This is a genomic window from Stenotrophomonas sp. NPDC047960, assembly GCF_043204395.1.
Lineage (GTDB): Bacteria > Pseudomonadota > Gammaproteobacteria > Xanthomonadales > Xanthomonadaceae > Stenotrophomonas.
The window spans coordinates 863,645-886,879 of the sequence record NZ_JBIDBX010000001.1; the positions used below are offsets into that span (position 1 = coordinate 863,645).

Here is a 23,235-nt window from a genome sequence, read left to right on the forward strand (position 1 = left end):
GCTTGGCAAAAACTTGCGCGTGTACGCAATCCTGCGTACACGGCAAGGCCGGGGTTGGGCGTCCTGCCCAACCCGTCCGGCGCATGCGCCGGACCCATGTTTTTGACAGTCCCTACGAGGGCTGCCCGCCAACCGACCCCGACAGATGGCCGCGTGCGGTTGGAAGATCAAGAGCAGCGACGCAGGGCGTCGCTCTACACCATTGGCCACCGACCAACCGTCGCATGGATGCGGCGACCAAGCCCCCATGGATGGGTTTACGGCGCCCCCCGCAAACCCACACCCGCCGGCCCAATACAGTGAAACCGCAGGCCCCCGGTTTTGATTTACGGCACTACCTCACCCGAAATCGAAATTCATCGCAGGGGCTGCAGGCCCCACGAACTCGCCCTGCACGTAGTCAACGCCTGCACTGAACAGCAGGCTCATCGAGCCGTTGTCCGCCACGAACTCGGCGATCGTGCGGATGTTGGCTTCCTGCGCGCGGGTAGTGATTTCGGCGATCTTCTCGCTGTTCTCGCGGGTGCGGGCGAAATCGCTGGTGAAGTCGCGGTCCAGCTTGAGGAACTGCGGCTGGAAGTGCGCCAGCAGCTGGAACGAATCCAGGCCCGAACCGAACTGCTCCAGCCCGATCCGGCAGCCCAGCGGCGCCACGTCGGCCAGGAACTGCTGCGCGTTGCGCAGGTGGGTGAACACCTTCGCTTCCGGCGCATGCAGCCACAGGCGCTCGCCAGGCACCCCGTGCGCCTGCAGTTCGCGGCGCAGGGTAGCCACCATCTGCGGGTCGTTGAACGATTCCGGCGTGATCTTCACCATCATGTGCGTGGCATGGCCGGCGCGTGCGCGCTCGCCCAGCACGCTGATGGCATGCGCCACCACCCAGCGGTTGATGTCCGCAAGCAGTCCATGCTCCTCGGCAATGCCCAGGAACGCGGTCGGGCTGAGCAGCTCGCCGTTGTTGTCCAGACGCAGATACGCCTCGTAAAGCTCCAGGGCTTCGCCGCCCAGGTTGAGCACCGGCTGGTAGTGCAGCTGGAACCCGTCGCCGGCCAGCGCCTCGTTGATGCGGGCCACCCAGCGCTGGATGCGTTCTTCTTCCACGCGGTCCACTGCCGCCGGATCGAAGATGCGGCTGGTGTTGCCCAGCTCCGATGCAGCCTGCTGGCATTCGGTGGCGCGCGCCAGCACCTGGCCGATGCTCGCGATCTTCTCGCCTACCTGCACGCCGCCGATGCTGACCGTGACCGTCGCCGAACGCTCGCCGATGCTGAACACCTGCGCCGCGAACGCCTCCCGGATGCGGTCCGCCAGCGCTTCGGTGTGCGCGAATGCGCCTTCAGTCAGTACTGCCAGGCTATGCTCGCCGAAGCGGGCCACCTGCGCCGTGTCGCCGACCGTGTCGGCCAGCACCCGCGCCAGCGCCGCGATCAGCGCATCGGCCGAGTCCAGTCCGATATCCGGCAGCAGGCGTGCGTAGTGGTCTGGCTCGATCAGCAGCAGGCCGAACCGGCCCTCGCTGCGCCCGGCCTGCGCCACCGCGTTTTCCACGTGCAGCATGAAGGTCTGGCGGTTGAGCAGCCCGGTGACCTGATCGCGCTGCCTGAGGTCCTCGACCTCGCGGGCCAGCTCCGGGTCGAATTCCATGCGGCGGCGGAACACCACCTGCAGGCAGCTCTCGCCTTCATAGGTGGCCGGGGTGAATTCCATCGTGGCGGCAAACACCGCCCCGTCCTGGTTGCGCGCGTCCACCTGGTACTGCGGCGGCGGCGCTTCGCCCTTGCTCAGCGACTTGAGCAGCTGTTTGAAGCCCTCCACATGCTGTGGGGCCACCATGTCCAGCAGCGAAATGCCTTCCACGTCGTCGAACGATTCGAACCCGAACATCTCCAGGTACGCCTCGTTGGCGCGGATGTGCATGCCTTCATGGACATAGGCGATCGGGTCGCGCGAGGAGGAGATCAGCGCATCGCAGCGCCGCTCGGTCTCGCGCATCTGCGCCTCGATGCGGCGCAGGCCACGGCGCGCGTGCAGGTCGGTCCACTCGTTGCGCACCACCGCCAGCAGGTGCTCGGGGCGGCTGCGCAGGGCCACCGCACGGATGCCGTTGGCGCTGGCTTCCACCCATTCGGTTTCGTTGATGGTCTCGGCCAGCAGGATCATCGGAATGTCCTTGCCGCTGGTCGCGATCTGCTGGGTGACCTGCAGCAGCGGGATGCTCTGCGCGGGCGCGGCCAGCACCAGGTCGATCGGCTGGCCGCCGATGATCTGGCCCAGCTCCTCGGCGCTCTGCGGGCGCGCCGGGCGCACGGCAATGCCGCTGTTGCGCAGCATGCTGACAATGGTTTCGGCGTTCTCGCCGCTGTCATCCACGATCAGCAGGCGGACGGTGATGTCATTCGCGTTCTGCATTCACTACTCCCCGGGCTGCAAACTTGATACACGATGCATGTGACTTCGTCCATGCCGGCGGCGGGCGCCGATCACGGAATGAAAGGGCCGCTACACGACCTGGCCGGCGGCATGGCCACTGGCCCAGGCCCACTGGAAGTTGTATCCCCCCAGCCAGCCGGTGACGTCCAGCACTTCGCCGACGAAATGCAGCCCAGGCACCAGCTGCGACTCGAACGTGCTGGACGACACCTTGCGGGTGTCCACGCCCCCCAGCGTGACCTCGGCGGTACGGTACCCCTCGGTGCCGCTGGCCACCAGTGGGAAATCCCGCAGCAGGGCGGCGGCCTGGCGCAGCTCGCGCTCGTCGATCTGGCGCACCGGGCGGTCTGGCAGCCAGTGTTCGCACAGGCGCAGCGCCAACCGGCGCGGCAGTACCTCGGACAATACCGTGCGCAGTTCGGCTGCGCCCCGGTCGCGTTTCATCATGCGCAGCCAGTCTTCGGCATCCTGTCCGGGCAGCAGGTCCAGGCGCAGGTCGTCGCCTGGCTGCCAGAACGAGGAGATCTGCAGGATCGCCGGGCCGCTGATGCCGCGATGGGTGATCAGCATCGAGTTGCGGAACTCCACGTCGTTGCAGCGTGCGGCGATCGGCAGCGCGACTCCGCTCAGGTCATGGAAGCGCTCCTGGTGCTTGCCGCTCAGGGTCAGCGGCACCAGCCCGGCGCGGGTCGGCAGCACCTCATGGCCGAACTGGCGGGCCAGCTCGTACCCGAAGCCGGTGGCGCCCAGGCTGGGAATCGACAGGCCGCCGGTGGCGACCACCAGCGAGGCGGCATGGAAGCGGCCCTGCGCGGTCTGTACGTGGAAGCCGTCCGCGCCGCGTTCGACGTTCTCCACCGCGCAGTCGGTCCGGATCTGCGCGCCGGCAGCCGCGCACTCGTCCACCAGCATGCGCACGATCTGCTTGGACGAGATGTCGCAGAACAGCTGGCCCAGCTCCTTCTCGTGGTACGCGATCCCGTGCCGCTCGACCATGTCGATGAAGTCCCACGGCGTATAGCGCGCCAGCGCGGACTTGCAGAAGTGCGGGTTGGCCGACAGGAAGTTGGCCGGGGTGGTGCCGGTATTGGTGAAATTGCAGCGGCCACCACCGGACATCAGGATCTTCTTGCCAACCTTGTTGGCGTGGTCGATGACCTGCACCATGCGCCCGCGCCGGCCGGCGGTGAGCGCGCACATCAGCCCGGCAGCGCCGGCACCGATCACCAGGACATCGCAGCGGATCGTACTCATCGGCGCTGGATCAGGCCTGCGGCTTCTGCTTGCGCCAGGTCGGGGTGAAGGTCAGTTCCTTCCTGCCCGAGATCAGCCGCACTTCGCCGTCCTGGATCATCACGTCCCAGCGCATGGTGCGCTCGATCTGCTCGCCAAGCTCGGTGACGAGGTCGCCCGGCAGGTCCATGACCTCCAGCGACGACAGCTTGTTCAAGGCCGCGCTGTTGCGCTTCCACCAAGTGTCGGTGAGGTTGCTGCTCCCGTACATCACCAGCTGCACCGCGCGGGCCCGCCCACTGGCCTTGCGCAGGCGGGATTCGTCGGGCTGGCCCAGATCGATCCACAGCTCGATGTCGCCGGTGTAGTCCCGGCGCCACAGGTCCGGCTCGTCGTCCACGCTCAGTCCGCGGCCAAACTCAAGACGCTCGTCGGCGTTCAGGGCGAAGGTCAGCATGCGCACCATCAGGCGCTCATCGGTTTCCGACGGGTGCTGGGCCAGGGTCAGGTTATGGGTGGCGTAATAGCCGCGATCCATGTCGCTGATCTGCAGTTCGGCCTTGCGGATGGTGGCGGTGAGGGCCATGGGGGTACCGTAAACAAAGAGCACCATGATAATGCGTGGGATATGCACCCGTCCGATCCGATTGCCGGCCACGTTGCCGCCAGCCGCCTGCAGTTGCCGCCGGGCGACTGGCGCTGCCTGCTGGATGGGCTGTGCGCGCGGTTTCCGCGCATCGACCGTAGCCAATGGCAAGACCGGTTCGCCCGCGGACGGGTGCGCGATACGCAGGGCAGGGCGCTGCCGGCCGACCACCCCTGGCAGGTGGGGCTGGAAATCCACTACTTCCGCGAGGTGGCAGACGAGCCGGTGATTCCGTTTCAGGAGGCGATCGTGCATGTCGACGCGCACCTGCTGGTGGCGGACAAGCCGCATTTCCTGCCGGTGACCCCGGCCGGCGGGTACGTGCAGCAGACCCTGCTGGCGCGTCTGGTGGCCCGGACCGGCAACCCCGACCTGGTGCCATTGCATCGATTGGACCGGTTGACGGCAGGTCTGGTGCTGTTCTCTACACGCCCTGAGACGCGCGATGCGTACCAGCGGCTGTTCCGTGAGCGGCGCATCGTGAAGACCTATGAGGCCATCGCGCCGGGGCTGCCTGGACTTGCCTTCCCGCTGGAGCGGCACAGCCGTGTGGTGCCGGGCGAGCCGTTCTTCCGCGTGGCCGAAGCCCCGGGCGAGCCAAATGCGCGCACCCGGATCGAGGTGATCGAAAGAGACGGGCCGTGGTGGCGCTATCGCCTGTACCCCGAGACTGGCCGCAAGCACCAGCTGCGGGTCCATATGGCGGCACTGGGGGCGCCGATCCGGGGCGATGATCTGTATCCGGACCTGAGCAGCTCCGGACAGGGCGCAGCACAACCCCCGCTTCGCCTGCTGGCAAGCGCCCTGGCGTTCACCGATCCGCTCACCGGGGAATCCAGACGGTTCACAAGCCGGTTGACGCTGCTGCCGTAGCGCCGCGCTCCGCATGGTGATGCGGAGCCGGAGCCAGGAGATACAGGCAGGGCGCAGCTTTACGGCCGCCACGCCCGCTTCCTTAGCGCCAGACGGGCACCCGTTTTGCTGCAATTAAGGCAGGAAAAACATGAATGGGGCGACGAAATTCGTGTAGGATTTGCCAATCCCTTGTCCTGTCAGGCGGGAGGGGGGAGGCGGCTGAATAACCCAGCTATCGCTTTTTCGGTAAAAGACGCGTATCGTCCCCCACACTGTGTTTGCTAGGGTCACCGTGAATCGTGGCCTGATGCGGTTGATCTCACGATCCGCTCATCGATCCGCTTTACCAACGCCTGCAACTCAGTCTCGGCTCCGGAAATCCGGTGGCCGCGATTATTTCAACTTATGTTTCAGGAGTTAGTTACATGTCTGATCGTCAGAGCGGTACCGTCAAGTGGTTCAACGATGCCAAGGGCTTCGGCTTCATCACCCCGGAAAGCGGCCCGGACCTGTTCGTGCACTTCCGCGCCATCCAGGGCACCGGCTTCAAGTCGCTGCAGGAAGGCCAGAAGGTGACCTTCGTCGCCGTGCAGGGCCAGAAGGGCATGCAGGCTGACCAGGTGCAGGCCGCCTAACAGGCTCCTGCCACCGCAAGGTGCCAAGAACGCCGGAAGCGAAAGCTTCCGGCGTTTTTCATTGCGGGTAGCATGGGCGTTTGCCCCCTGCGGACCTGACGATGATCAAGGTGCACCATCTGGACCACTCGCGCTCCCAGCGCGTGCTGTGGATGCTTGAAGAGCTGAACCTGCCGTACCAGCTGGTTACCTACCAGCGCGACCCGAAAACCTGGCTGGCGCCGCAGGCGCTGCGCGACATCCATCCGCTCGGCAAATCGCCGGTACTGCAGGACGATGCCCTGGTCCTGGCCGAATCCGGCGCGATCCTGGAATACCTCGCCGACCGCTACGACAGTGGCCGCCAGCTGTCGCCCGAGCCGATGCCGGCGCAGGCCGCCGAGCGCGTGCGCTACCGCTACTGGATGCATTACGCCGAAGGGTCGGCGATGCCGCCCTTGCTGATGAGCCTGGTGTTCGCGCGCGTGCGCAAGGCGCCGATGCCGTTTTTTGCCAAGCCGATCGCGCGCGGAATCGCCGACAAGGTGATGAAGGGCTTCGTAGGCCCGCAGCTCAAGCTGCACCTGGACTGGATGGAGCGCGAACTGGGCAGCTCGCCCTGGTTCGCCGGCGAGCGCTTTACTGCCGCCGACATCCAGATGAGCTTCCCGATCCAGGCCGCAGCCTCGCGCGCGGGCGGCATGGAGCGCTACCCGAAACTGCAGGCTTTCCTGGCCCGGATCGCACAGCGCCCCGCGTTCCAGCGCGCCGTGGAGCGCGGTGGTCCGCTCGACCTGGGCGCCGGCGCGGCTTGAGCTTGCAGGGGCGTGCTGGTGCCCCCACCTTGTCGTGATGAGCACTGAACCGCTGCGCTTCGATAACCGATTCATCCGCGACCTGCCCGGCGACGACGAAACCGGCCCCCGCGTGCGCGAGGTGCGCGGCGCGGCGTGGTCGGCGGTGATGCCCACGCCGGTGGCCGCGCCGACGCTGCTGGCGTACTCGCCTGGCCTCGCGGAGCAGTTGGGTCTGGGCCAGGATCTGCTGGAGAGTCCGGATTTCGCCCGCGTGTTCGGCGGCAATGCCCTCTATGAAGGCATGCAGCCCTGGGCTGCCAACTATGGCGGGCACCAGTTCGGGCACTGGGCCGGCCAGCTGGGCGACGGCCGCGCCATTTCACTGGGCGAGCTGCTGGCGCCGGAGGGTGGGCGCTGGGAGCTGCAGCTGAAAGGGGCAGGGCGCACACCTTATTCGCGCGGGGCCGACGGTCGTGCCGTGCTGCGCTCGTCGATCCGCGAATTCCTCTGCAGCGAAGCAATGCATCACCTGGGCGTGCCGACCACACGCGCGCTCAGCCTGGTGGCTACGGGTGACAGCGTGGTACGCGACATGTTCTACGACGGGCATCCCGAAGCGGAACCGGGCGCGGTGGTGTGCCGGGTGGCCCCCTCGTTCCTGCGCTTTGGCAGCTTCGAGCTGCCGGCGTCGCGCGGTGACGTGGCGTTGCTGCGGCAACTGGTGGATGTGTGCATCGCGCGCGACTTCCCCGAGCTGGGCGATGCGGGTGAAACACGATATGGCGACTGGTTCGCGCAGGTCTGCGAGCGCACGGCAGTGCTGGTGGCGCACTGGATGCGGGTCGGCTTCGTGCACGGGGTGATGAACACCGACAACCTGTCCATCCTCGGCCTTACCATCGATTACGGCCCGTATGGCTGGATGGACAATTACGATCCCGACTGGACCCCCAACACCACCGATGCGCAGGGCCGCCGTTACCGCTTCGGCACCCAGCCGCAGGTGGCGTACTGGAACCTGACCCGGCTGGCGCAGGCGCTGTCGCCGCTGTTCGAGGACGTGGCCCCGCTGCACGAAGGGCTGGCGCGTTTCCAGTCCGTAAATGCGCGCTGCGAGCGTGACGACATTGCCGCCAAGCTGGGCCTCGCCCAGTGCCAGGATGCGGACCTGGCGTTGATGGCTGACTGGCTGACGCTCCTGCACGAGGGCGAGATGGACATGACGCTCGCGTTCCGTGGCCTGATCGACCTCGATCCACAGGCGCCCCGGCTCGCCGCACTGGAAGAGGCGTTCTACAGCGAGGCACGGCGTGAGGCCGTGCTGCCCGCCGTCGAGCAGTGGCTGCACCGGTATGCGGCCAGGCTGCGGGCCGATCCGCTCGAGCCCGTGCAGCGGCGGCAGCGGATGGCCGCGGCCAATCCGCTGTACGTGCTGCGCAACTGGCTGGCGCAGGAAGCCATCGAGCTGGCGGAGCAGGGCGACCTCAGTGGCGTGCACACGCTGCAGGAGGTCCTGCGTCGGCCCTATGAGATGCAACCCGGGCGTGAGCACTACGCGGCCAAGCGGCCGGACTGGGCGCGCGACAAGGCCGGCTGCTCGATGCTGTCCTGCAGTTCATGAGGCCGGGTTACCCTATGCCACCCAGTTGTTGTCTCCCGCCATGACCGATCTTCCCGCCACGCCAGCTTGGGCCCGCCGCCTGCGCGACGTCGCTGATTTCCCCAAGCCGGGCATCCTGTTCAAGGACATCATGCCGCTGCTGGCCGACGGTGATGATTTCGCCGCCGCCATTGATGCGATGGTGGCGCCGTGGCGCGAGGCACGGCTGGATGCGGTGATGGGCACCGAATCGCGCGGCTTCATCCTCGGCGCGGCGATGGCCCGCGTGCTGGAGGTGGGCTTCGTGCCGGTGCGCAAGCCGGGCAAGCTGCCCGGTCGCACGCTGAAGCAGGACTACACGCTGGAATACCGCACCGACAGCATCGAAGTGCACGCCGATGCGCTGCCGCCCGGCGCGCGCGTGCTGGTGGTGGACGACGTATTGGCGACGGGTGGCACGCTGCTGGCAGCGCTGTCGCTGGCCAGGCAGCTGCAGGTCGAGGTGCTTGGCGCCGCCGTGCTGGTCGAACTGGGCGGCCTGGGCGGCCGCGAACGCTGGACCAGCGATGTGCCGCTGGTCGCGAACCTGGTGTATTGACCACGCAGGACACGCATGGCGTGTCCCTACGATTACATCCTGCGCACGCGGAAACGCCGGCCCTTGATCTTGCCGGCTTCCAGCCGGGCGATCGCCTTGCCCACGTGTTCGCGGGCGATCGCCACGTAGGAACGGGTGGCGTAGATGTCGATCTTGCCGATCACCTTGGCTGACAGCCCGGCCTCGCCGGTCAAGGCCCCCAGGATGTCGCCCGGACGCAGCTTGTCGGTCTTGCCGCCGTCGATGCGCAGCGTTTCCATCGCCGCCTGCGGCAGTACCGCCGGGCGTGCCGTGGCCAGCGGGGTCTTCTGCCAGTCCAGCGGCTTGCCCTGCGCGGCTTCCAGTGCGTCGGCGCGGTTGCGCTCGCGGTGGGTCACCAGGCTGATCGCCAGCCCGGTGGCACCAGCGCGACCCGTGCGGCCCACGCGGTGTTCGTAGGTTTCAATGTCGGTGGGCAGCTCGTAATTGATCACCGCCGCCAGGTCCTGCACGTCCAGCCCGCGCGCGGCCACGTCGCTGGCCACCAGCACGTTGCAGCTGCGGTTGGCGAAGCGCACCAGCACCTCGTCACGGTCGCGCTGTTCCATTTCGCCATGCAGCGGCAACGCGGAGAAACCGAACTGCTGCAGCGAGACGGCCACGTCATCCACGTCGCGGCGGGTGTTGCAGAACACCACGGTCGATTCCGGCGTGTACTTCAGCAGCAGCCCGGCGAGCGCCTTCTGCTTGCTGGCCAGGTCCACTTCGCAGAACAGATGGCGGATCGCCGGGGCGTGGTCGGCGCCTTCGACGGTCACTTCAACCGGGTCGCGCAGCAGCACGCGTGCGATCTCGCGGATCTCGTCGGGATACGTGGCCGAGAACAGCAACGTCTGGCGGTCCTTGCTGGTGCGCCCGGCGATTTCGCGGATCGGTTCTTCAAAGCCCATGTCGAGCATGCGGTCGGCTTCGTCCAGTACCAGGGTGGTCACCCCGCCCAGCTTCAGGGCGCGCTTGCGGCCCAGTTCCTGGATGCGGCCGGGCGTGCCGACCACCACGTGCGGGTCGTGCGCTTCCAGCGACGCCAGCTGTGGCGCCAGCGGCATGCCGCCGGTCAGCACCACCAGCTTGAGATTGGGAATGCCGGTGGCCAGCTTGCGGATCTGCTTGCCGACCTGGTCGGCCAGTTCGCGGGTGGGGCACAGCACCAGCGCCTGCGCGCGGATCACCGCCGGGTCCAGCGCCTGCAGCAGGCCCAGCCCGAAGGCGGCGGTCTTGCCGCTGCCGGTAGGCGCCTGGGCGATCAGGTCGCGACGGGCGAGGATGGCCGGCAGCGCCTGCGCCTGCACGGGAGTCATCTGGGTATAGCCCAGCGCGTCGATGCCCGCCGCCAGCGAGGCCGACAGGGGCAGTTCGGAGAATTCGTTCATGCCGCATTCTACCCGCTGCGCCGGCCCGGCGCCGCCACGACCAACGGTCGAGGCCTGCCGGATTGCTCGGGATCGCCGCCGCCACGTTCGATGGTATCTGCGACATTCCAGCCGTCGGGGTAGGGCACGACCGTTGGTCGTGCCTAGCCGATCAGCCGCTGAACCGTCAGGTTGATCGCCAACCCACCGCCCAGCAGCCAGGCGAACAGCAGCAGTGCCAACAGCAGTGGCTTCGGCCCCGCCCGGCGCAGTGCGGATACGTGGGTGGTCAGGCCCAGCGCGGACATCGCCATGGCCAGCAGCACGGTATCCAGATCGATGGCAGTGCTGACCACGGCGGGCGGCAGCAGGTGCAGCGAGTTGATGCCCGCCACCGCCACGAACCCGAACGCAAACCAGGGCACCACGATCTTCGCCCGCGCCGCGTCGGGCTGCGTCCCACGGCCACGGGCAAGCAGCAGCGACAGCGCCACCAGGAACGGAGCCAGCATCATCACACGCACCATCTTGGCGATCACGGCGGTATCGGCGGCGCCCTCGCTGACCGCGCGCCCGGCCGCCACCACCTGGGCCACTTCATGCACTGTCGAACCGGTGAATACCCCGTATGCCTGCTCGCCCAGCGGCAGCCAGGCATGGACCAGATTGAGCTGGTACAGCGCCGGATACAGGAACATCGCCAGCGTGCCGAACACCACCACGGTCGACACCGCCACGGTGGCCTGTTCAGCGCGGCCGCGTACCACCGGCTCGGCGGCCATCACCGCCGCCGCCCCGCAGACCGCGCTGCCGGCGCCGATCAGCATCGCGGTACCGCAGTCGATCCCCAACCAGCGGGTGCCGGCCCACCACGCCAGCCCGAAGGTGCTGATCAGTACCAGTGCGTCAATCAGCACGCCGCCTGCGCCGACCTGGCCGATGTCCTGGAAGGTCAGGCGCGTGCCGTACAGGACGATGCCGGCGCGCAGCAGCCAGTGCTTGGCGAAGCCCACACCACCTGCCGACGATGCCGCAAGGTGCGGGTACACGGTGTTACCCAGTGCGATGCCCAGCACGATGGCCAGGGTCAGCGCGCTGATGCCGTGCGCCTGCAGCCATGGCACTGAGGACAGGCCGATGGCAGCTGCCGCCAGGCTGGCGGTCAGCAGCAGGCCCGGCAGCCGGCTGCGCCAGCGTTGGAATGCACTCGGGGCAGGGGCGTTTGCCATTGAGATGGTCACGGTTCGCTCTCGTCGAAACAGGGCTACAGCGTGCCCTTGACCGTTCAACTGGTAAAACGCATTGTTTGCATGAAATCAACCTATGAAAAAGGTTAATCCGCAATGCGCCTGACGCTGCGCCAATGGCAGGTTTTCGTGAGCGTGGCCGATGCCGGATCCACCGCTGCGGCGGGCGCCCAGCTCCAACTGTCGCAGTCGGCCACCAGCGCCGCCCTCAACGAACTCGAGGGGCAGCTTCCCGCACCGCTGTTTGACCGGATCGGGCGGCGGCTGGTGCTCAACGCCACCGGACGCGCGCTGCTCGACCCGGCCCGCGCGCTGCTGGTGGCGGCGAGGGAGCTGGAACGGCAGGCCGGAGCCGGGCAGGCACGCGCGTCCGGCACGCCTCCGCTGCAGCTGCGGATCGGCGCGAGCAGCACCATCGGCAACTATCTGCTCCCCGCGCGGGTGGCCCGCCTGCTGGCGGCCAACCCGCAGTCCCAGGTGGACCTGCGGGTTGGCAACAGTGCCGATGTCGTGGCCGCCGTGCAGCGGCTGGACGTGGACCTCGGCCTGATCGAGGGGCCGTGCCATGAAAGCGGCCTCGATGTACTGCCCTGGCAGCGCGATGCGCTGGTGATCGTGTCCGCCGCAGCCTCGCCGTGGCCCGATGCGATGGATCTGGCGGCCCTGGCCGCTGCGCGCTGGCTGCTGCGCGAAGCCGGTTCGGGCACCCGCGAGGCGGTCGAACAGGCCCTGCTGCCGCACCTGCACCGCTTTGGTCGCGCCATGCAGCTGGGCAGCACCGAGGCGATCAAGCAGGCGGCGGCGGCGGGGCTGGGCCTGGCCTGCCTGTCGCAGCATGCGGTGGCCGATCTGGTTGCGCTGGGCAGCCTGCGGATCCTGCAGACCCCGCTGCCGCCCCTGTCGCGCCAGCTCTGGGTGGTGCGGCACCCGGGCAAGCGGGTGCCGGCGGAACTGGCCGCGCTGCTGGGGTTGCCCGCGTCGGCTTTCGCGTCCGCCTGAGCGACGCCGCACGCCGCCAGCCCGTACAATGGCCGGATGCCTCTGATTACTCTGCAAAACGTCGACTTCAGCGTCGGCGGCCCGCTGTTGCTGGAAAAAGCCGAACTGTCGATCGAGCCGGGCGAACGCATCGCCCTGATCGGCCGCAACGGCGCCGGCAAATCCACTCTGCTCAAGCTGCTGTCCGGCGACCACAAGCCCGACGACGGAGAAGTGCGCGTGCAGCAGGGGGTGCGCATCACCCGGCTGGAGCAGGAAGTGCCGCACGGCGCGGCCGGCAGCGTGTTCGACGTGGTCGCCGATGGCCTGGGCGAGCTGGGCCAGTGGCTGGCCGAATTCCACCATCTGAGCGTGGCTGACGAGTTCGACGGCGATGCGCTGTCGGCGGTGCAGGCCAAGATCGATGCCGCCAACGGCTGGGGCCTGGACCAGCGGGTAAGCGAAACGCTGACCAAGCTCGACCTGGATGGCGATGCCGAATTCGCGCGCCTGTCCGGCGGCATGAAGCGCCGCGTACTGCTCGGCCGCGCGCTGGTGTCCGCGCCGGACCTTCTGCTGCTCGACGAACCGACCAACCACCTGGACATTGAAGCCATCGACTGGCTGGAAATGTTCCTCAAGAACTGGAACGGCAGCGTGGTGTTTGTCACCCATGACCGCCGCTTCCTGCGTGCGCTGGCCACCCGCATCGTCGAGATCGACCGCGGGCAGGTCACCAGCTGGCCGGGCGACTGGGCCAACTACGAGCGCCGCCGCGAAGAGCGCTTGAACGCGCAGGCGCAGGAAAACGCCCGCTTTGACAAGATGCTGGCGCAGGAGGAAGTCTGGATCCGCCAGGGCATCAAGGCCCGCCGAACCCGCGACGAAGGCCGCGTGCGCCGCCTTAAGGCGATGCGCAGCGAACGGTCGCAGCGCCGCGAACTTGGCGGCAACGTGCGCATGGAAGCCTCCCAGGCGGAGAATTCCGGCAAGAAGGTCATCGACGTCAAGGATATTTCGTTCGCGTTCGGCGAGCGGGTGATGGTCAAGGACTTCAGTACCACCGTCCTGCGCGGCGACCGGATCGGTCTGATCGGTCCCAATGGCAGCGGCAAGACCACACTGCTGAAGCTGCTGCTGGGCGACCTGGCGCCGGACAGCGGCGAAGTGCGCGCCGGTACCAACCTGCAGATTGCGTACTTCGACCAGTACCGATCGGTGCTGCGCGAGGACTGGACCGCGATCGAGAACGTGGCCGAAGGCCGCGATTTCCTCGAGGTCAACGGCAAGCGCAAGCACGTGCATGCGTACCTGCAGGACTTCCTGTTCACGCCCGAGCGTGCGCGCGCGCCGATCACCCGGCTGTCCGGCGGCGAGCGCAACCGGCTGCTGCTGGCCAAGCTGTTCGCGCAGCCGTCCAACCTGCTGGTGATGGACGAACCGACCAACGATCTCGACGTGGAAACGCTGGAGCTGCTTGAAGAGCTGCTCGGCGATTACACCGGCACGCTGCTGCTGGTCAGCCATGACCGCGACTTCCTCGACAATGTGGTGACCTCCACGATGGTGATGGAAGGCGACGGCGTGGTCGGCGAGTACGTGGGCGGCTACACCGACTGGCAGCGTCATGCAGCGCGCGTGGAAGCGGCCGCTGCCGCCGGGCCGGCCGCGGTTGCCGCGCCGCGGGCCGCCACGACACCGGCGCCTGCGGCCAGCGCCGCACCGGCAGCGCCCAAGCGCAAGCTCAGCTACAAGGATGCGCGCGAACTGGAACAGCTGCCGCTGAAGATCGAATCACTGGAGAAGGACGTCGAAGGCCTGACCGCCGCGATGAACGACCCGGCGTTCTACCAGCGCAGCGCCGCCGACATGGCCGCCCACACCCAGAAGCTGGCTGCCGTGCAGGCCGAACTGGATGCGGCATACGCGCGGTGGGAAGAACTGGACGCCTGAGGAATGCGGGGCCGCACCGCTGCGCGGTGCCGGCCCCGATCACCCTCACTTGACCCCGTGCAGGTCCCTGAGCTGGCTCGGCCGCGAACCGAAATACGCAGCCAGGTCGGCAATATCCTGATCACTCAGGTCGGTCGCCTGTCCGGTCATCAGCGGATGCTGGCGGTCCCCGGCCCTGTACGCCTGCAGGGCGTGGGCCAGGTAGTCGCCATATTGCCCACCCAGCTTCGGGTAGGTCGGGTCGATCGGCTGGTTGCCGTCGGCGCCGTGGCAGTCGATGCAGCTCTGCCCGGTCGCCTTGCCCTTGACCTTGGCCCGCGCTTCACCGGCGGCGATGCGGCCGGCGGGCAGGCCGGCGGAGGACCCTGACCCGTGCTCGCCACTGGCGTGGCCCGGGTCGGCGGCGGAATCTGCGCTGTTTTCCACCTGCGACTGCGAACAGGCAGCCAGCAGCAGGGCAACGGACAGGGCGATGGCGTGACGCTTGAAGGGCGTGGCTTTCGTCATGAGCGCGCTTATTTGACGGTGGACAGGTAAACAGCGAGATCGGCGATCTCCTGTTCAGAGAAACTCATGGACTGCGCCTGCATCGTGGGATGCCGGCGCTTGCCCTCGCGGTACTCGCTCAGCGCCTGGCTGAGGTACTGCTGGGTCTGCCCACCGATCTTGGGCACCCGGTAGCTGGGATACGCGTTCTTGTAGCCGGTGATGCCGTGGCACCCCTGGCAGGTGTAGGCCAGCACGCGGCCATTGTCGAAGCTGCCGGTCAGGGCAGGCGGGGCGGCGGGCGCGGCTGCCGGGGCAGCGGCGGGTGGCGCGGGTACGGCAGGAGCAGGTGTGGCCTGGACGGCAACCCCGAAGGGCAGGAGGACGGCCAGAGCAAGACAAGCGGCGAGCGGCTGCGGGCGCATGATGTCGTTTCCGGTATACGGGTTCTGGTCGTTCCGGCGTGGGGTACGGAACTGTCCCGAGTATAGCCTGCGTTTTCATCTAGCTGAAACCGGGCAATGCCGACGAGTGGACGCAGGTCACCATGACCTTTGGGATATGGTGTTGTCGTGACGTGGTGCATTACTTTGCTACCACACCTGCCCACGCATCCTTCAGGGACACGACGATGTTGCGAATCTCTTTTCTGCCCGGCCGCACCGGAACCTGCGCCGCGGCGCTGCTGATCACTACGACCCTGCTGCTGGGCGGTTGCGGTGCGGGTGGCCCCGCCGGCGATGCCGCAGCATCCGAAAAGGACCCCAAGGCTGAAAAAGCCCCCGATGCCGTTCCGGTGGAGGCCGTGGCCGCCAGTCGTCGTGCGGTTGCCGCCAGCTACACCGGCACTGCCGCGCTGGAAGCGCGCGCCGAATCGCAGGTGGTGGCAAAAACTTCGGGCGTTGCCCTGGCCGTGATGGTCGAGGAAGGCCAGCAGGTCCGCGCCGGACAGCCATTGGTGCGACTGGACCCGGACCGTGCGCGCCTGGCCGTGGCGCAGAGCGAAGCGCAGATGCGCAAGCTGGAGAACAGCTTCCAGCGCGCCCAGAAACTGGTGGGCCAGCAGATGGTCAGCGCCGCCGACGTCGACCAGTTGCGCTTCGACCTGGAAAACGCCCGCGCACAGTACCGCCTGGCGACGCTTGAGCTGTCCTACACCACGGTGGTGGCGCCGATCTCCGGCGTGATCGCATCGCGCTCGATCAAGACCGGCAACTTCGTGCAGATCAACACGCCGATCTTCCGCATCGTCGACAACTCGCGGCTCGAAGCCACGCTCAACGTGCCCGAGCGCGAGCTGGCCACGCTGCGTGCCGGGCAGCCGGTGACCCTGGTGGCCGATGCGCTGCCGGGTAAATCCTTCCCCGGCACCGTGGACCGTATTTCCCCGGTGGTCGACGCCGGCAGCGGCACCTTCCGCGTGGTCAGCGGCTTCGGCGAAGACGCCGCCGGCCTGCAGCCGGGCATGTTCGGGCGCATCCGCATCGACTATGACCAGCGCGCCGACGCGCTGGTGGTGCCGCGCCTGGCGCTGCTCGACGACGGTGACCCGGCGGTGTTCCGCGTGCGCGAGGGCAAGGTCGCCCGCGTGCCGGTCAAGCTGGGCTACGCCGAAGGCCCATGGGTGGAGATCCGCGATGGCCTGGCCGAGGGTGACAAAGTGGTGACGGCCGGCAAGGTGGCCCTGCGCGACGGCACCGCCGTGCAGGTGATCGGCGACAAGCCGGCCACCGCGGTGGCCAGCAAGGCCGCCCCGGCCAAGGCGGAGACCCGTCAATGAGTTCGGCCGGCCACGATCACGGCAACGAACCGCACCCGGGTGAAGGTCCGGCTGCGCCCGGCGGCGGCCTGGTGGAATTCGCCACCCGTCGCCGCGTCACCATTTTCATGTTCATGATTACCCTGGTGCTGTTTGGTCTGATCGCGCTGGGGAACCTCAAGGTCAACCTGCTGCCGGACCTGAGCTATCCCACGTTGACCGTGCGCACCGAGTACACCGGCGCGGCACCGACTGAAATCGAAACGCTGATCACCGAACCGGTCGAAGAGGCGGTGGGCGTGGTCAAGAACCTGCGCAAGCTGAAGTCGATCTCGCGCACCGGGCAGAGCGATGTGGTGCTGGAGTTCGCCTGGGGCACCAACATGGACCAGGCCAGCCTGGAGGTGCGCGACAAGATGGAAGCGCTGAACCTGCCATTGGAGGCCAAGGCCCCGGTGCTGCTGCGCTTCAATCCGTCCACCGCGCCGATCATGCGGCTGGTGATCGCGGCCAAGGACGACCCGGCCAGCGATGCCGACGCCGTGCGCCAGCTCACCGCGCTGCGCCGCTATGCCGACGAGGACCTGAAGAAGAAGCTCGAACCGGTGGCCGGGGTGGCGGCGGTGAAGGTGGGCGGTGGCCTGGAGGACGAAATCCAGGTCGACATCGACCAGCAGAAGCTGGCCCAGCTCAACCTGCCGATCGACACCGTCATCAAGCGGCTGAAGGAAGAGAACATCAACATTTCCGGCGGCCGTCTGGAAGAAGGCTCGCAGCGCTTCCTGGTGCGTACCGTCAACCAGTTCGCGGACCTGGAAGATATCCGCAACCTGCTGGTGACCACCCAGGGCAGCAACGGCAGCGCCGCCGACGCGGCCATGCAGCAGATGTTCGCCATTGCCGCCTCGACCGGTTCGGACGCGGCGGTCGCCGCCGCGTCGGCAGCGCAGAGCGCTTCCAGCAGCAGCTCCACCACAGTGGCCAACGGCGTGCCGGTGCGCCTCAAGGACGTGGCGACGGTGCGTCAGGGCTTCAAGGAACGCGAAGCGATCATCCGCCTGGGCGGCCGCGAAGCGGTTGAACTGGCCATCTACAAGGAAGGCGATGCCAACACGGTGGCCACCGCCGAAGCACTGCGCGCGAAGCTGGAGCAGATCAAGGCGCAGATTCCCGGTGATGCCGAACTGACCACCATCGAAGACCAGTCGCGCTTCATCGAGCACGCCATCAGCGACGTCAAGAAGGACGCGGTGATCGGCGGCCTGCTGGCCATCCTGATCATCTTCCTGTTCCTGCGCGATGGCTGGAGCACGTTCGTGATCAGCCTGTCGCTGCCGGTCTCGATCATCACCACGTTCTTCTTCATGGGCCAGCTTGGGCTGAGCTTGAACGTGATGTCGCTGGGCGGGCTGGCGCTGGCCACCGGCCTGGTGGTGGACGATTCCATCGTGGTGCTGGAAAGCATCGCCAAGGCGCGCGAGCGCGGCCTGGGCATCCTGCAGGCGGCCATCACCGGCACCCGCGAAGTGAGCATGGCCGTGGTCGCCTCGACCTTGACCACGATCGCGGTGTTCCTGCCGCTGGTGTTCGTCGACGGCATCGCCGGCCAGTTGTTCCGCGACCAGGCGCTGACCGTGGCGATCGCCATCGCGATCTCGCTGCTGGTGGCGATGACCCTGATCCCGATGCTGAGCTCGCTCAAGGGCCGCCCGCCGCTGGCGTTCCCGGAAGAGCCGGCGCATGCCGCGTGGCAGCCGCAGCGCCGCTGGCTCAAGCCGGTGGCCGGCAGTCGCCGTGGTTTCGGCACGCTGGTGCGCTGGAGCGTGTTCGGCATCGCGTGGGCCATCGTGCGCGTGTGGCGCCTGCTGGTGGCGGTGATCGGCCCCGTGATGCGCAAGGCCAGCGACCTGGCCATGAAGCCGTACGCCGGTGCCGAGCGCGGTTACCTGCGCCTGCTGCCGAACGCGCTGGCCCACCCGGGCAAGGTGCTGGGCATGGCGGCCCTGGCGTTCGTGGCCACGCTGGCGCTGGTGCCGATGCTGGGCGCGGACCTGATTCCGCAGCTGGCCCAGGACCGTTTTGAAATGACCGCCAAGCTGCCGGCCGGCACGCCGCTGAAGCAGACCGACGCGCTGGTGCGCGAGCTGCAGCTGGCCCACGCCAAGGACGACAGCATCACCTCGCTGTATGGCGTGAGCGGCAGCGGGACGCGGCTGGATGCCAGCCCGACCGAGAGCGGCGAGAACATCGGCAAGCTCACCGTGGTGATGGCCGATGGGGGCAGTGCCCGCACCGAGGCCGCCATCACCGAGCGCCTGCGCGCTTCCATGCAGGGGCACCCGGGCGTGCAGGTCGACTTCGCGCGGCCGGCATTGTTCAGCTTCTCCACGCCGCTGGAAGTGGAGCTGCGCGGGCAGGACATGACCACTCTGGAACGTGCCGGGCAGGCGCTGGCCGCGCGGTTGCGCAGCAACCCGCACTACGCCGACGTGAAGTCGACCGTGGAAGAGGGCTTCCCGGAAATCCAGATCCGCTTCGACCAGGAACGCGCCGGTGCGCTGGGCCTGACCACGCGGCAGATCGCCGACGTGGTGGTCAAGAAGGTGCGCGGCGACGTGGCCACGCGCTACAGCTTCCGTGACCGCAAGATCGACGTGCTGGTGCGCGCCCAGGAAGGTGACCGCGCCAGCGTGGAGAGCATCCGCCGGTTGATCGTCAACCCGGGCAGCACGCGCCCGGTGACGCTGGACGCGGTGGCCGAGGTGGTCGCCACCAATGGCCCCAGCGAGATCCACCGCGCCGACCAGACCCGCGTGGCGGTGGTGTCGGCCAACCTGCGCGACATCGACCTGGGCGGCGCGGTGCGCGAAGTGCAGGACATGGTGGCCAACGACCCGCTGGGTGCCGGCGTCAGCATGCACATCGGCGGGCAGGGCGAGGAGCTTGCCGAATCGGCGCGCTCGCTGATCTTCGCCTTCGGCCTGGCGATCTTCCTGGTCTACCTGGTGATGGCCTCGCAGTTCGAATCGCTGCTGCACCCGTTCGTCATCCTGTTCACCATTCCACTGGCGCTGGTCGGTGCGATCCTGGCGCTGATGCTCACCGGCAAGCCGATCTCGGTGGTGGTGTTCATCGGCCTGATCCTGCTGGTGGGACTGGTAACCAAGAACGCGATCATCCTGATCGACAAGGTCAACCAGCTGCGCGAGGCCGGCGTGGCCAAGCATGAGGCGCTGGTCGAAGGGGCGCGTTCACGCCTGCGCCCGATCATCATGACCACGTTGTGCACCCTGTTCGGCTTCCTGCCGCTGGCGGTGGCGATGGGCGAGGGCGCCGAAGTGCGCGCACCAATGGCGATCACCGTGATCGGCGGCCTGCTGGTGTCCACGCTGCTCACCCTGCTGGTGATCCCGGTGGTGTACGACCTGCTTGACCGCCGTGGCGATGCCTATTACCGCGAGCGCGGCCGCCATCATCACCGCAGCGCGCCCGATTCCACCATCGCCGGCGGTGCGGCCCAGGAGCCGGCATGAGCATTGCCGAGTTCTCCATCCGCCGCCCCATCACCACCATCATGTGCTTCGTCTCACTGGTGGTGGTGGGCCTGATCGCCTCGTTCCGGTTGCCGCTGGAGGCGCTGCCGGACATCTCCGCACCGTTCCTGTTCGTGCAGGTGCCATACACGGGCTCGACCCCGGAAGAAGTGGAACGCACCATCATCCGGCCGACAGAAGAAGCGCTGGCCACGATGACCGGGATCAAGCGCATGCGCTCCCAGGCCACGGCTGAAGGGGCCAGCATCTTCATCGAGTTCACCGACTGGGACCGCGACATCGCCATCGCCGCCTCGGACGCGCGCGAGCGCATTGATGCGATCCGGAGCGACCTGCCCGATGACCTGCAGCGCTACAACGTGTTCAAGTGGTCCAGCAGCGATGAGCCGGTGCTGAAGGTGCGGCTGGCCAGCGCGTCGGACCTGACCGGTGCGTACGACATGCTCGACCGCGAGTTCAAGCGGCGGATCGAACGCATTCCCGGCGTGGCCCGGGTAGAAATCTCCGGCGCGCCGCCGAATGAAGTGGAAATCGCAATCGATGCCGATCGACTGACCGCGCACAACCTGAGCATCAACGAGCTCAGCGACCGCCTGCGCACGCTCAATTTCTCGATCTCGGCCGGACAGATCGACGACAACGGCCAGCGGGTACGGATCCAGCCGGTCGGCGAGATCACCGACCTGCAGGAACTGCGCGACCTGGTCATCGACACCAAGGGCCTGCGGCTTGGCGACATTGCCGACGTGCGGCTCAAGGCTGCGCGGATGAACTATGGCCGCCGCCTGGATGGCAACCCGGCGGTGGGCCTGGACATCTACAAGGAGCGCAGCGCCAACCTGGTGGAAGTCTCGCGTGGCGCGCTGGCGGAGGTGGAAGCCATCCGCCGGCAGCCGTCGATGCGCGATGTGAACATCAAGGTCATCGACAACCAGGGCAAGACGGTGACGTCCTCGCTGCTGGAGCTGGCCGAAGCCGGCGCGGTCGGCCTGCTGCTGTCGGTGACGGTGCTGTTCTTCTTCCTGCGCCATTGGCCGTCGACGCTGATGGTGACCCTGGCGATCCCGATCTGTTTCGTGATCACCCTCGGTTTCATGTACTTCGTCGGCGTCACCCTCAACATCCTGACCATGATGGGCCTGCTGCTGGCAGTCGGCATGCTGGTGGACAACGCGGTGGTGGTGGTGGAGAGCATCTACCAGGAACGCGAGCGCATGCCCGACCAGCCGGTGCAGGCCTCGATCATCGGCACCCGCAACGTGGCCATCGCGCTCAGCGCCGGCACGCTGTGCCATTGCATCGTGTTCGTACCCAACCTGTTCGGCGAAACCAACAACATCAGCATCTTCATGGCGCAGATCGCGATCACCATCTCGGTCTCGCTGATGGCCTCGTGGCTGGTGGCGGTGAGCCTGATCCCGATGCTGTCCGCACGCATGCAGACGCCCAAGCTGGTGCACTCGCAGACGGGCGTGATCGCCCGCCTGCAGCGCCGTTACGCCCAGCTGCTGCAATGGACGCTGGAACACCGTGGCTGGAGCGTGTTCGGCATCATCATGGTGGTGCTGGTCAGCCTGGTGCCGATGAAGCTGACCAAGATCGACATGTTCGGCGGCGAAGGCGGCACCGATGTGTTCATCGGCTACAACTGGAAGGGCGCCTTCACCCGCGCGCAGATGTCCGACGAGATCCTGCGGGTGGAGCAGTACCTGGACCAGAACCGCGAGAAGCTGCACATCACCCAGGTGTATTCCTGGTACAGCGAGCAGGAGGGCAGCAGCACCATCGTGACTCTGGATGCCAAGCACGCCGGCAACATGGCCGCCGTGCAGGAATCGCTGCGCAAGGGGCTGCCGCGTTCGGCGCGGGCCGACTACATCGTTGGCAACCAGGGCGGCGACGGCGGCGGTGGCGGTGGCAGCAAGGGCGTGGAAGTGCAGCTGGTGGGTGATTCGACCCAGATGCTGCAGGAGATCGGCGAAGACGTGGTGCCGTTGCTGGCCCAGCGCAAGGAACTGCGCGATGTGCGCATCGACAATGGCGAGAAGGGCAGTGAGCTGTCCATCCATGTGGACCGCGAACGGGCCGCCGCGTTCGGCTTCAATGCCGAGCAGGTTGCCAGCTTCGTCGGCCTCGCGCTGCGCGGTGCACCGCTGCGCGAGTTCCGTCGCGGTGACAGCGAAGTGCCGGTGTGGGTGCGCTTTGCCGGCGCCGAACAGAGCAGCCCGGAAGACCTGGCCAGCTTCACCGTCCGCACCGGCGACGGTCGCTCGGTTCCGCTGCTGAGCCTGGTCGAGGTCAGCATCAAGCCATCCGCCACCCGCGTGGGCCGTACCAACCGCCAGACCACGTTGACCATCAAGGCCAACCTGGCCGAGAAGGTGACCGCACCGGAAGGCCGCAAGGCGATGGAGGAGACGCTCAAGCCGATGAGCTTCCCGGCCGGCTACACCTTCACCTTCGACGGCGGCGACTTCGGTGACGACAACGAGGCCATGCAGCAGATGCTGTTCAACCTGATCATCGCGCTGGTGATGATCTACGTGGTGATGGCGGCGGTGTTCGAATCGCTGCTGTTCCCGGCCGCCATCATGAGCGGGGTGTTGTTCTCGATTTTCGGGGTGTTCTGGCTGTTCTGGCTCACCGGTACCTCGTTCGGCATCATGTCCTTCATCGGCATCCTGGTGCTGATGGGGGTAGTGGTGAACAACGGCATCGTGATGATCGAGCACATCAACAACCTGCGCCGGCGCGGCCTGGCCCGCACCCAGGCGCTGGTGGAGGGTTCGCGCGAGCGCCTGCGCCCGATCATGATGACGATGGGCACGGCGATCCTGGCGATGATCCCCATCTCGCTCACCGACACCCAGCTGTTGGGCGATGGGCCGCCGTATTACCCGATGGCGCGCGCCATTGCCGGCGGCCTGGCCTTCTCGACCGTGGTCAGCCTGCTGTTCCTGCCGACCATCTACGCGATGCTCGACGACATGAGCATCAGCGTGGCACGTATCGTGCGGCGGGCAAGGGGACTGCCACCCAAGGGCAGCGGCGCGGTGATCGAGCCGGCATGAACGGAAAGGGCCACGCAATGCGTGGC

General features: G+C 67.3%; 17 protein-coding genes. 10 read left to right on the forward strand and 7 right to left on the reverse strand.

Annotated features, from left to right (window positions below; translation table 11 throughout):
- Positions 1-339 precede the first annotated feature (339 nt).
- From ACGFZ3_RS04180 to ACGFZ3_RS04190, 3 genes are all read right to left on the reverse strand, one after another.
- A complete protein-coding gene (locus ACGFZ3_RS04180; RefSeq protein WP_392916767.1) occupies positions 340-2,409 on the reverse strand; it encodes an EAL domain-containing protein in 2,070 nt (689 codons plus the stop codon).
- Between the two features lie 90 nt (positions 2,410-2,499).
- Positions 2,500-3,684: an NAD(P)/FAD-dependent oxidoreductase gene (locus ACGFZ3_RS04185; RefSeq protein ID WP_392916770.1), complete on the reverse strand. Its 1,185-nt coding sequence runs from the start codon at positions 3,682-3,684 to the stop codon at positions 2,500-2,502.
- A gap of 10 nt (positions 3,685-3,694) precedes the next feature.
- On the reverse strand, positions 3,695-4,249 hold the full coding sequence (locus ACGFZ3_RS04190) for a YaeQ family protein (RefSeq protein WP_392916773.1): 555 nt from the start codon (positions 4,247-4,249) through the stop codon (positions 3,695-3,697).
- A 42-nt stretch (positions 4,250-4,291) separates the two neighbouring features.
- Between ACGFZ3_RS04190 and ACGFZ3_RS04195 the strand changes: the two genes are divergently transcribed.
- The 5 genes from ACGFZ3_RS04195 to ACGFZ3_RS04215 all read left to right on the forward strand — a co-directional run bounded on the left by ACGFZ3_RS04195 (position 4,292) and on the right by ACGFZ3_RS04215 (position 8,773).
- On the forward strand, positions 4,292-5,182 hold the full coding sequence (locus tag ACGFZ3_RS04195) for a pseudouridine synthase (protein WP_392916778.1): 891 nt from the start codon (positions 4,292-4,294) through the stop codon (positions 5,180-5,182).
- A 407-nt stretch (positions 5,183-5,589) separates the two neighbouring features.
- Positions 5,590-5,799 carry a cold-shock protein gene (locus tag ACGFZ3_RS04200; protein ID WP_068851222.1) on the forward strand — a complete coding sequence of 70 codons (210 nt, stop codon included), beginning with the start codon at positions 5,590-5,592 and terminating at the stop codon, positions 5,797-5,799.
- Between the two features lie 101 nt (positions 5,800-5,900).
- The gene (locus ACGFZ3_RS04205) at positions 5,901-6,593 is read left to right on the forward strand and encodes a glutathione S-transferase family protein (RefSeq protein ID WP_392916784.1); all 693 of its coding nucleotides are present in this window, start codon (positions 5,901-5,903) and stop codon (positions 6,591-6,593) included.
- Positions 6,594-6,630: 37 nt separating this feature from the next.
- Positions 6,631-8,196 carry a YdiU family protein gene (locus tag ACGFZ3_RS04210; RefSeq protein ID WP_392916787.1) on the forward strand — a complete coding sequence of 522 codons (1,566 nt, stop codon included), beginning with the start codon at positions 6,631-6,633 and terminating at the stop codon, positions 8,194-8,196.
- 40 nt (positions 8,197-8,236) lie between these two features.
- Positions 8,237-8,773: an adenine phosphoribosyltransferase gene (locus ACGFZ3_RS04215; protein ID WP_392916790.1), complete on the forward strand. Its 537-nt coding sequence runs from the start codon at positions 8,237-8,239 to the stop codon at positions 8,771-8,773.
- 32 nt (positions 8,774-8,805) lie between these two features.
- Here the strand turns inward: ACGFZ3_RS04215 and dbpA are convergent, their stop codons facing one another.
- Positions 8,806-10,182 carry an ATP-dependent RNA helicase DbpA gene (gene dbpA / locus ACGFZ3_RS04220; protein ID WP_392916793.1) on the reverse strand — a complete coding sequence of 459 codons (1,377 nt, stop codon included), beginning with the start codon at positions 10,180-10,182 and terminating at the stop codon, positions 8,806-8,808.
- A gap of 143 nt (positions 10,183-10,325) precedes the next feature.
- Complete coding sequence (locus ACGFZ3_RS04225; protein ID WP_392916796.1) at positions 10,326-11,390, reverse strand: YeiH family protein; 1,065 nt, start codon at positions 11,388-11,390, stop codon at positions 10,326-10,328.
- A gap of 114 nt (positions 11,391-11,504) precedes the next feature.
- Here ACGFZ3_RS04225 and ACGFZ3_RS04230 point away from each other — a divergent pair, with 114 nt between their 5' ends.
- A complete protein-coding gene (locus tag ACGFZ3_RS04230; protein ID WP_392916799.1) occupies positions 11,505-12,407 on the forward strand; it encodes a LysR family transcriptional regulator in 903 nt (300 codons plus the stop codon).
- A 36-nt stretch (positions 12,408-12,443) separates the two neighbouring features.
- Complete coding sequence (gene abc-f / locus ACGFZ3_RS04235; protein ID WP_392916802.1) at positions 12,444-14,339, forward strand: ribosomal protection-like ABC-F family protein; 1,896 nt, start codon at positions 12,444-12,446, stop codon at positions 14,337-14,339.
- Positions 14,340-14,384: 45 nt separating this feature from the next.
- Here abc-f and ACGFZ3_RS04240 read toward each other — a convergent pair whose 3' ends face one another.
- Complete coding sequence (locus ACGFZ3_RS04240) at positions 14,385-14,846, reverse strand: cytochrome c (RefSeq protein ID WP_320458534.1); 462 nt, start codon at positions 14,844-14,846, stop codon at positions 14,385-14,387.
- Positions 14,847-14,854: 8 nt separating this feature from the next.
- A complete protein-coding gene (locus ACGFZ3_RS04245) occupies positions 14,855-15,250 on the reverse strand; it encodes a c-type cytochrome (protein WP_392916806.1) in 396 nt (131 codons plus the stop codon).
- Between the two features lie 206 nt (positions 15,251-15,456).
- Here ACGFZ3_RS04245 and ACGFZ3_RS04250 point away from each other — a divergent pair, with 206 nt between their 5' ends.
- The 3 genes from ACGFZ3_RS04250 to ACGFZ3_RS04260 are packed head-to-tail and all read left to right on the forward strand — an operon-like array spanning position 15,457 to position 23,209.
- Positions 15,457-16,605 carry an efflux RND transporter periplasmic adaptor subunit gene (locus ACGFZ3_RS04250; RefSeq protein ID WP_392916809.1) on the forward strand — a complete coding sequence of 383 codons (1,149 nt, stop codon included), beginning with the start codon at positions 15,457-15,459 and terminating at the stop codon, positions 16,603-16,605.
- Entirely contained in the window at positions 16,602-20,117 is a 3,516-nt protein-coding gene (locus ACGFZ3_RS04255; RefSeq protein ID WP_392916812.1) for an efflux RND transporter permease subunit, read from the forward strand. Before ACGFZ3_RS04250 ends, ACGFZ3_RS04255 begins: the two co-directional genes overlap by 4 nt.
- Complete coding sequence (locus tag ACGFZ3_RS04260) at positions 20,114-23,209, forward strand: efflux RND transporter permease subunit (RefSeq protein ID WP_392916815.1); 3,096 nt, start codon at positions 20,114-20,116, stop codon at positions 23,207-23,209. The genes ACGFZ3_RS04255 and ACGFZ3_RS04260 overlap by 4 nt, the downstream gene beginning before the upstream one ends.
- Positions 23,210-23,235 lie beyond the last annotated feature (26 nt).

Bases quoted from the DNA above. Each gene is read 5' to 3' on its own strand.
- ACGFZ3_RS04245 (WP_392916806.1), bottom strand. From the start codon at position 15,250: ATGCGCCCGCAGCCGCTCGCCGCTTGTCTTGCTCTGGCCGTCCTCCTG.
- ACGFZ3_RS04240 (WP_320458534.1), bottom strand. From the start codon at position 14,846: ATGACGAAAGCCACGCCCTTCAAGCGTCACGCCATCGCCCTGTCCGTT.
- ACGFZ3_RS04225 (WP_392916796.1), bottom strand. From the start codon at position 11,390: ATGGCAAACGCCCCTGCCCCGAGTGCATTCCAACGCTGGCGCAGCCGG.
- abc-f (WP_392916802.1), top strand. From the start codon at position 12,444: ATGCCTCTGATTACTCTGCAAAACGTCGACTTCAGCGTCGGCGGCCCG.
- ACGFZ3_RS04255 (WP_392916812.1), top strand. From the start codon at position 16,602: ATGAGTTCGGCCGGCCACGATCACGGCAACGAACCGCACCCGGGTGAA.
- ACGFZ3_RS04215 (WP_392916790.1), top strand. From the start codon at position 8,237: ATGACCGATCTTCCCGCCACGCCAGCTTGGGCCCGCCGCCTGCGCGAC.
- ACGFZ3_RS04260 (WP_392916815.1), top strand. From the start codon at position 20,114: ATGAGCATTGCCGAGTTCTCCATCCGCCGCCCCATCACCACCATCATG.
- ACGFZ3_RS04180 (WP_392916767.1), bottom strand. From the start codon at position 2,409: ATGCAGAACGCGAATGACATCACCGTCCGCCTGCTGATCGTGGATGAC.
- ACGFZ3_RS04195 (WP_392916778.1), top strand. From the start codon at position 4,292: ATGCACCCGTCCGATCCGATTGCCGGCCACGTTGCCGCCAGCCGCCTG.
- ACGFZ3_RS04190 (WP_392916773.1), bottom strand. From the start codon at position 4,249: ATGGCCCTCACCGCCACCATCCGCAAGGCCGAACTGCAGATCAGCGAC.
- ACGFZ3_RS04200 (WP_068851222.1), top strand. From the start codon at position 5,590: ATGTCTGATCGTCAGAGCGGTACCGTCAAGTGGTTCAACGATGCCAAG.
- ACGFZ3_RS04210 (WP_392916787.1), top strand. From the start codon at position 6,631: ATGAGCACTGAACCGCTGCGCTTCGATAACCGATTCATCCGCGACCTG.
- ACGFZ3_RS04205 (WP_392916784.1), top strand. From the start codon at position 5,901: ATGATCAAGGTGCACCATCTGGACCACTCGCGCTCCCAGCGCGTGCTG.
- ACGFZ3_RS04185 (WP_392916770.1), bottom strand. From the start codon at position 3,684: ATGAGTACGATCCGCTGCGATGTCCTGGTGATCGGTGCCGGCGCTGCC.
- ACGFZ3_RS04250 (WP_392916809.1), top strand. From the start codon at position 15,457: ATGTTGCGAATCTCTTTTCTGCCCGGCCGCACCGGAACCTGCGCCGCG.
- dbpA (WP_392916793.1), bottom strand. From the start codon at position 10,182: ATGAACGAATTCTCCGAACTGCCCCTGTCGGCCTCGCTGGCGGCGGGC.
- ACGFZ3_RS04230 (WP_392916799.1), top strand. From the start codon at position 11,505: ATGCGCCTGACGCTGCGCCAATGGCAGGTTTTCGTGAGCGTGGCCGAT.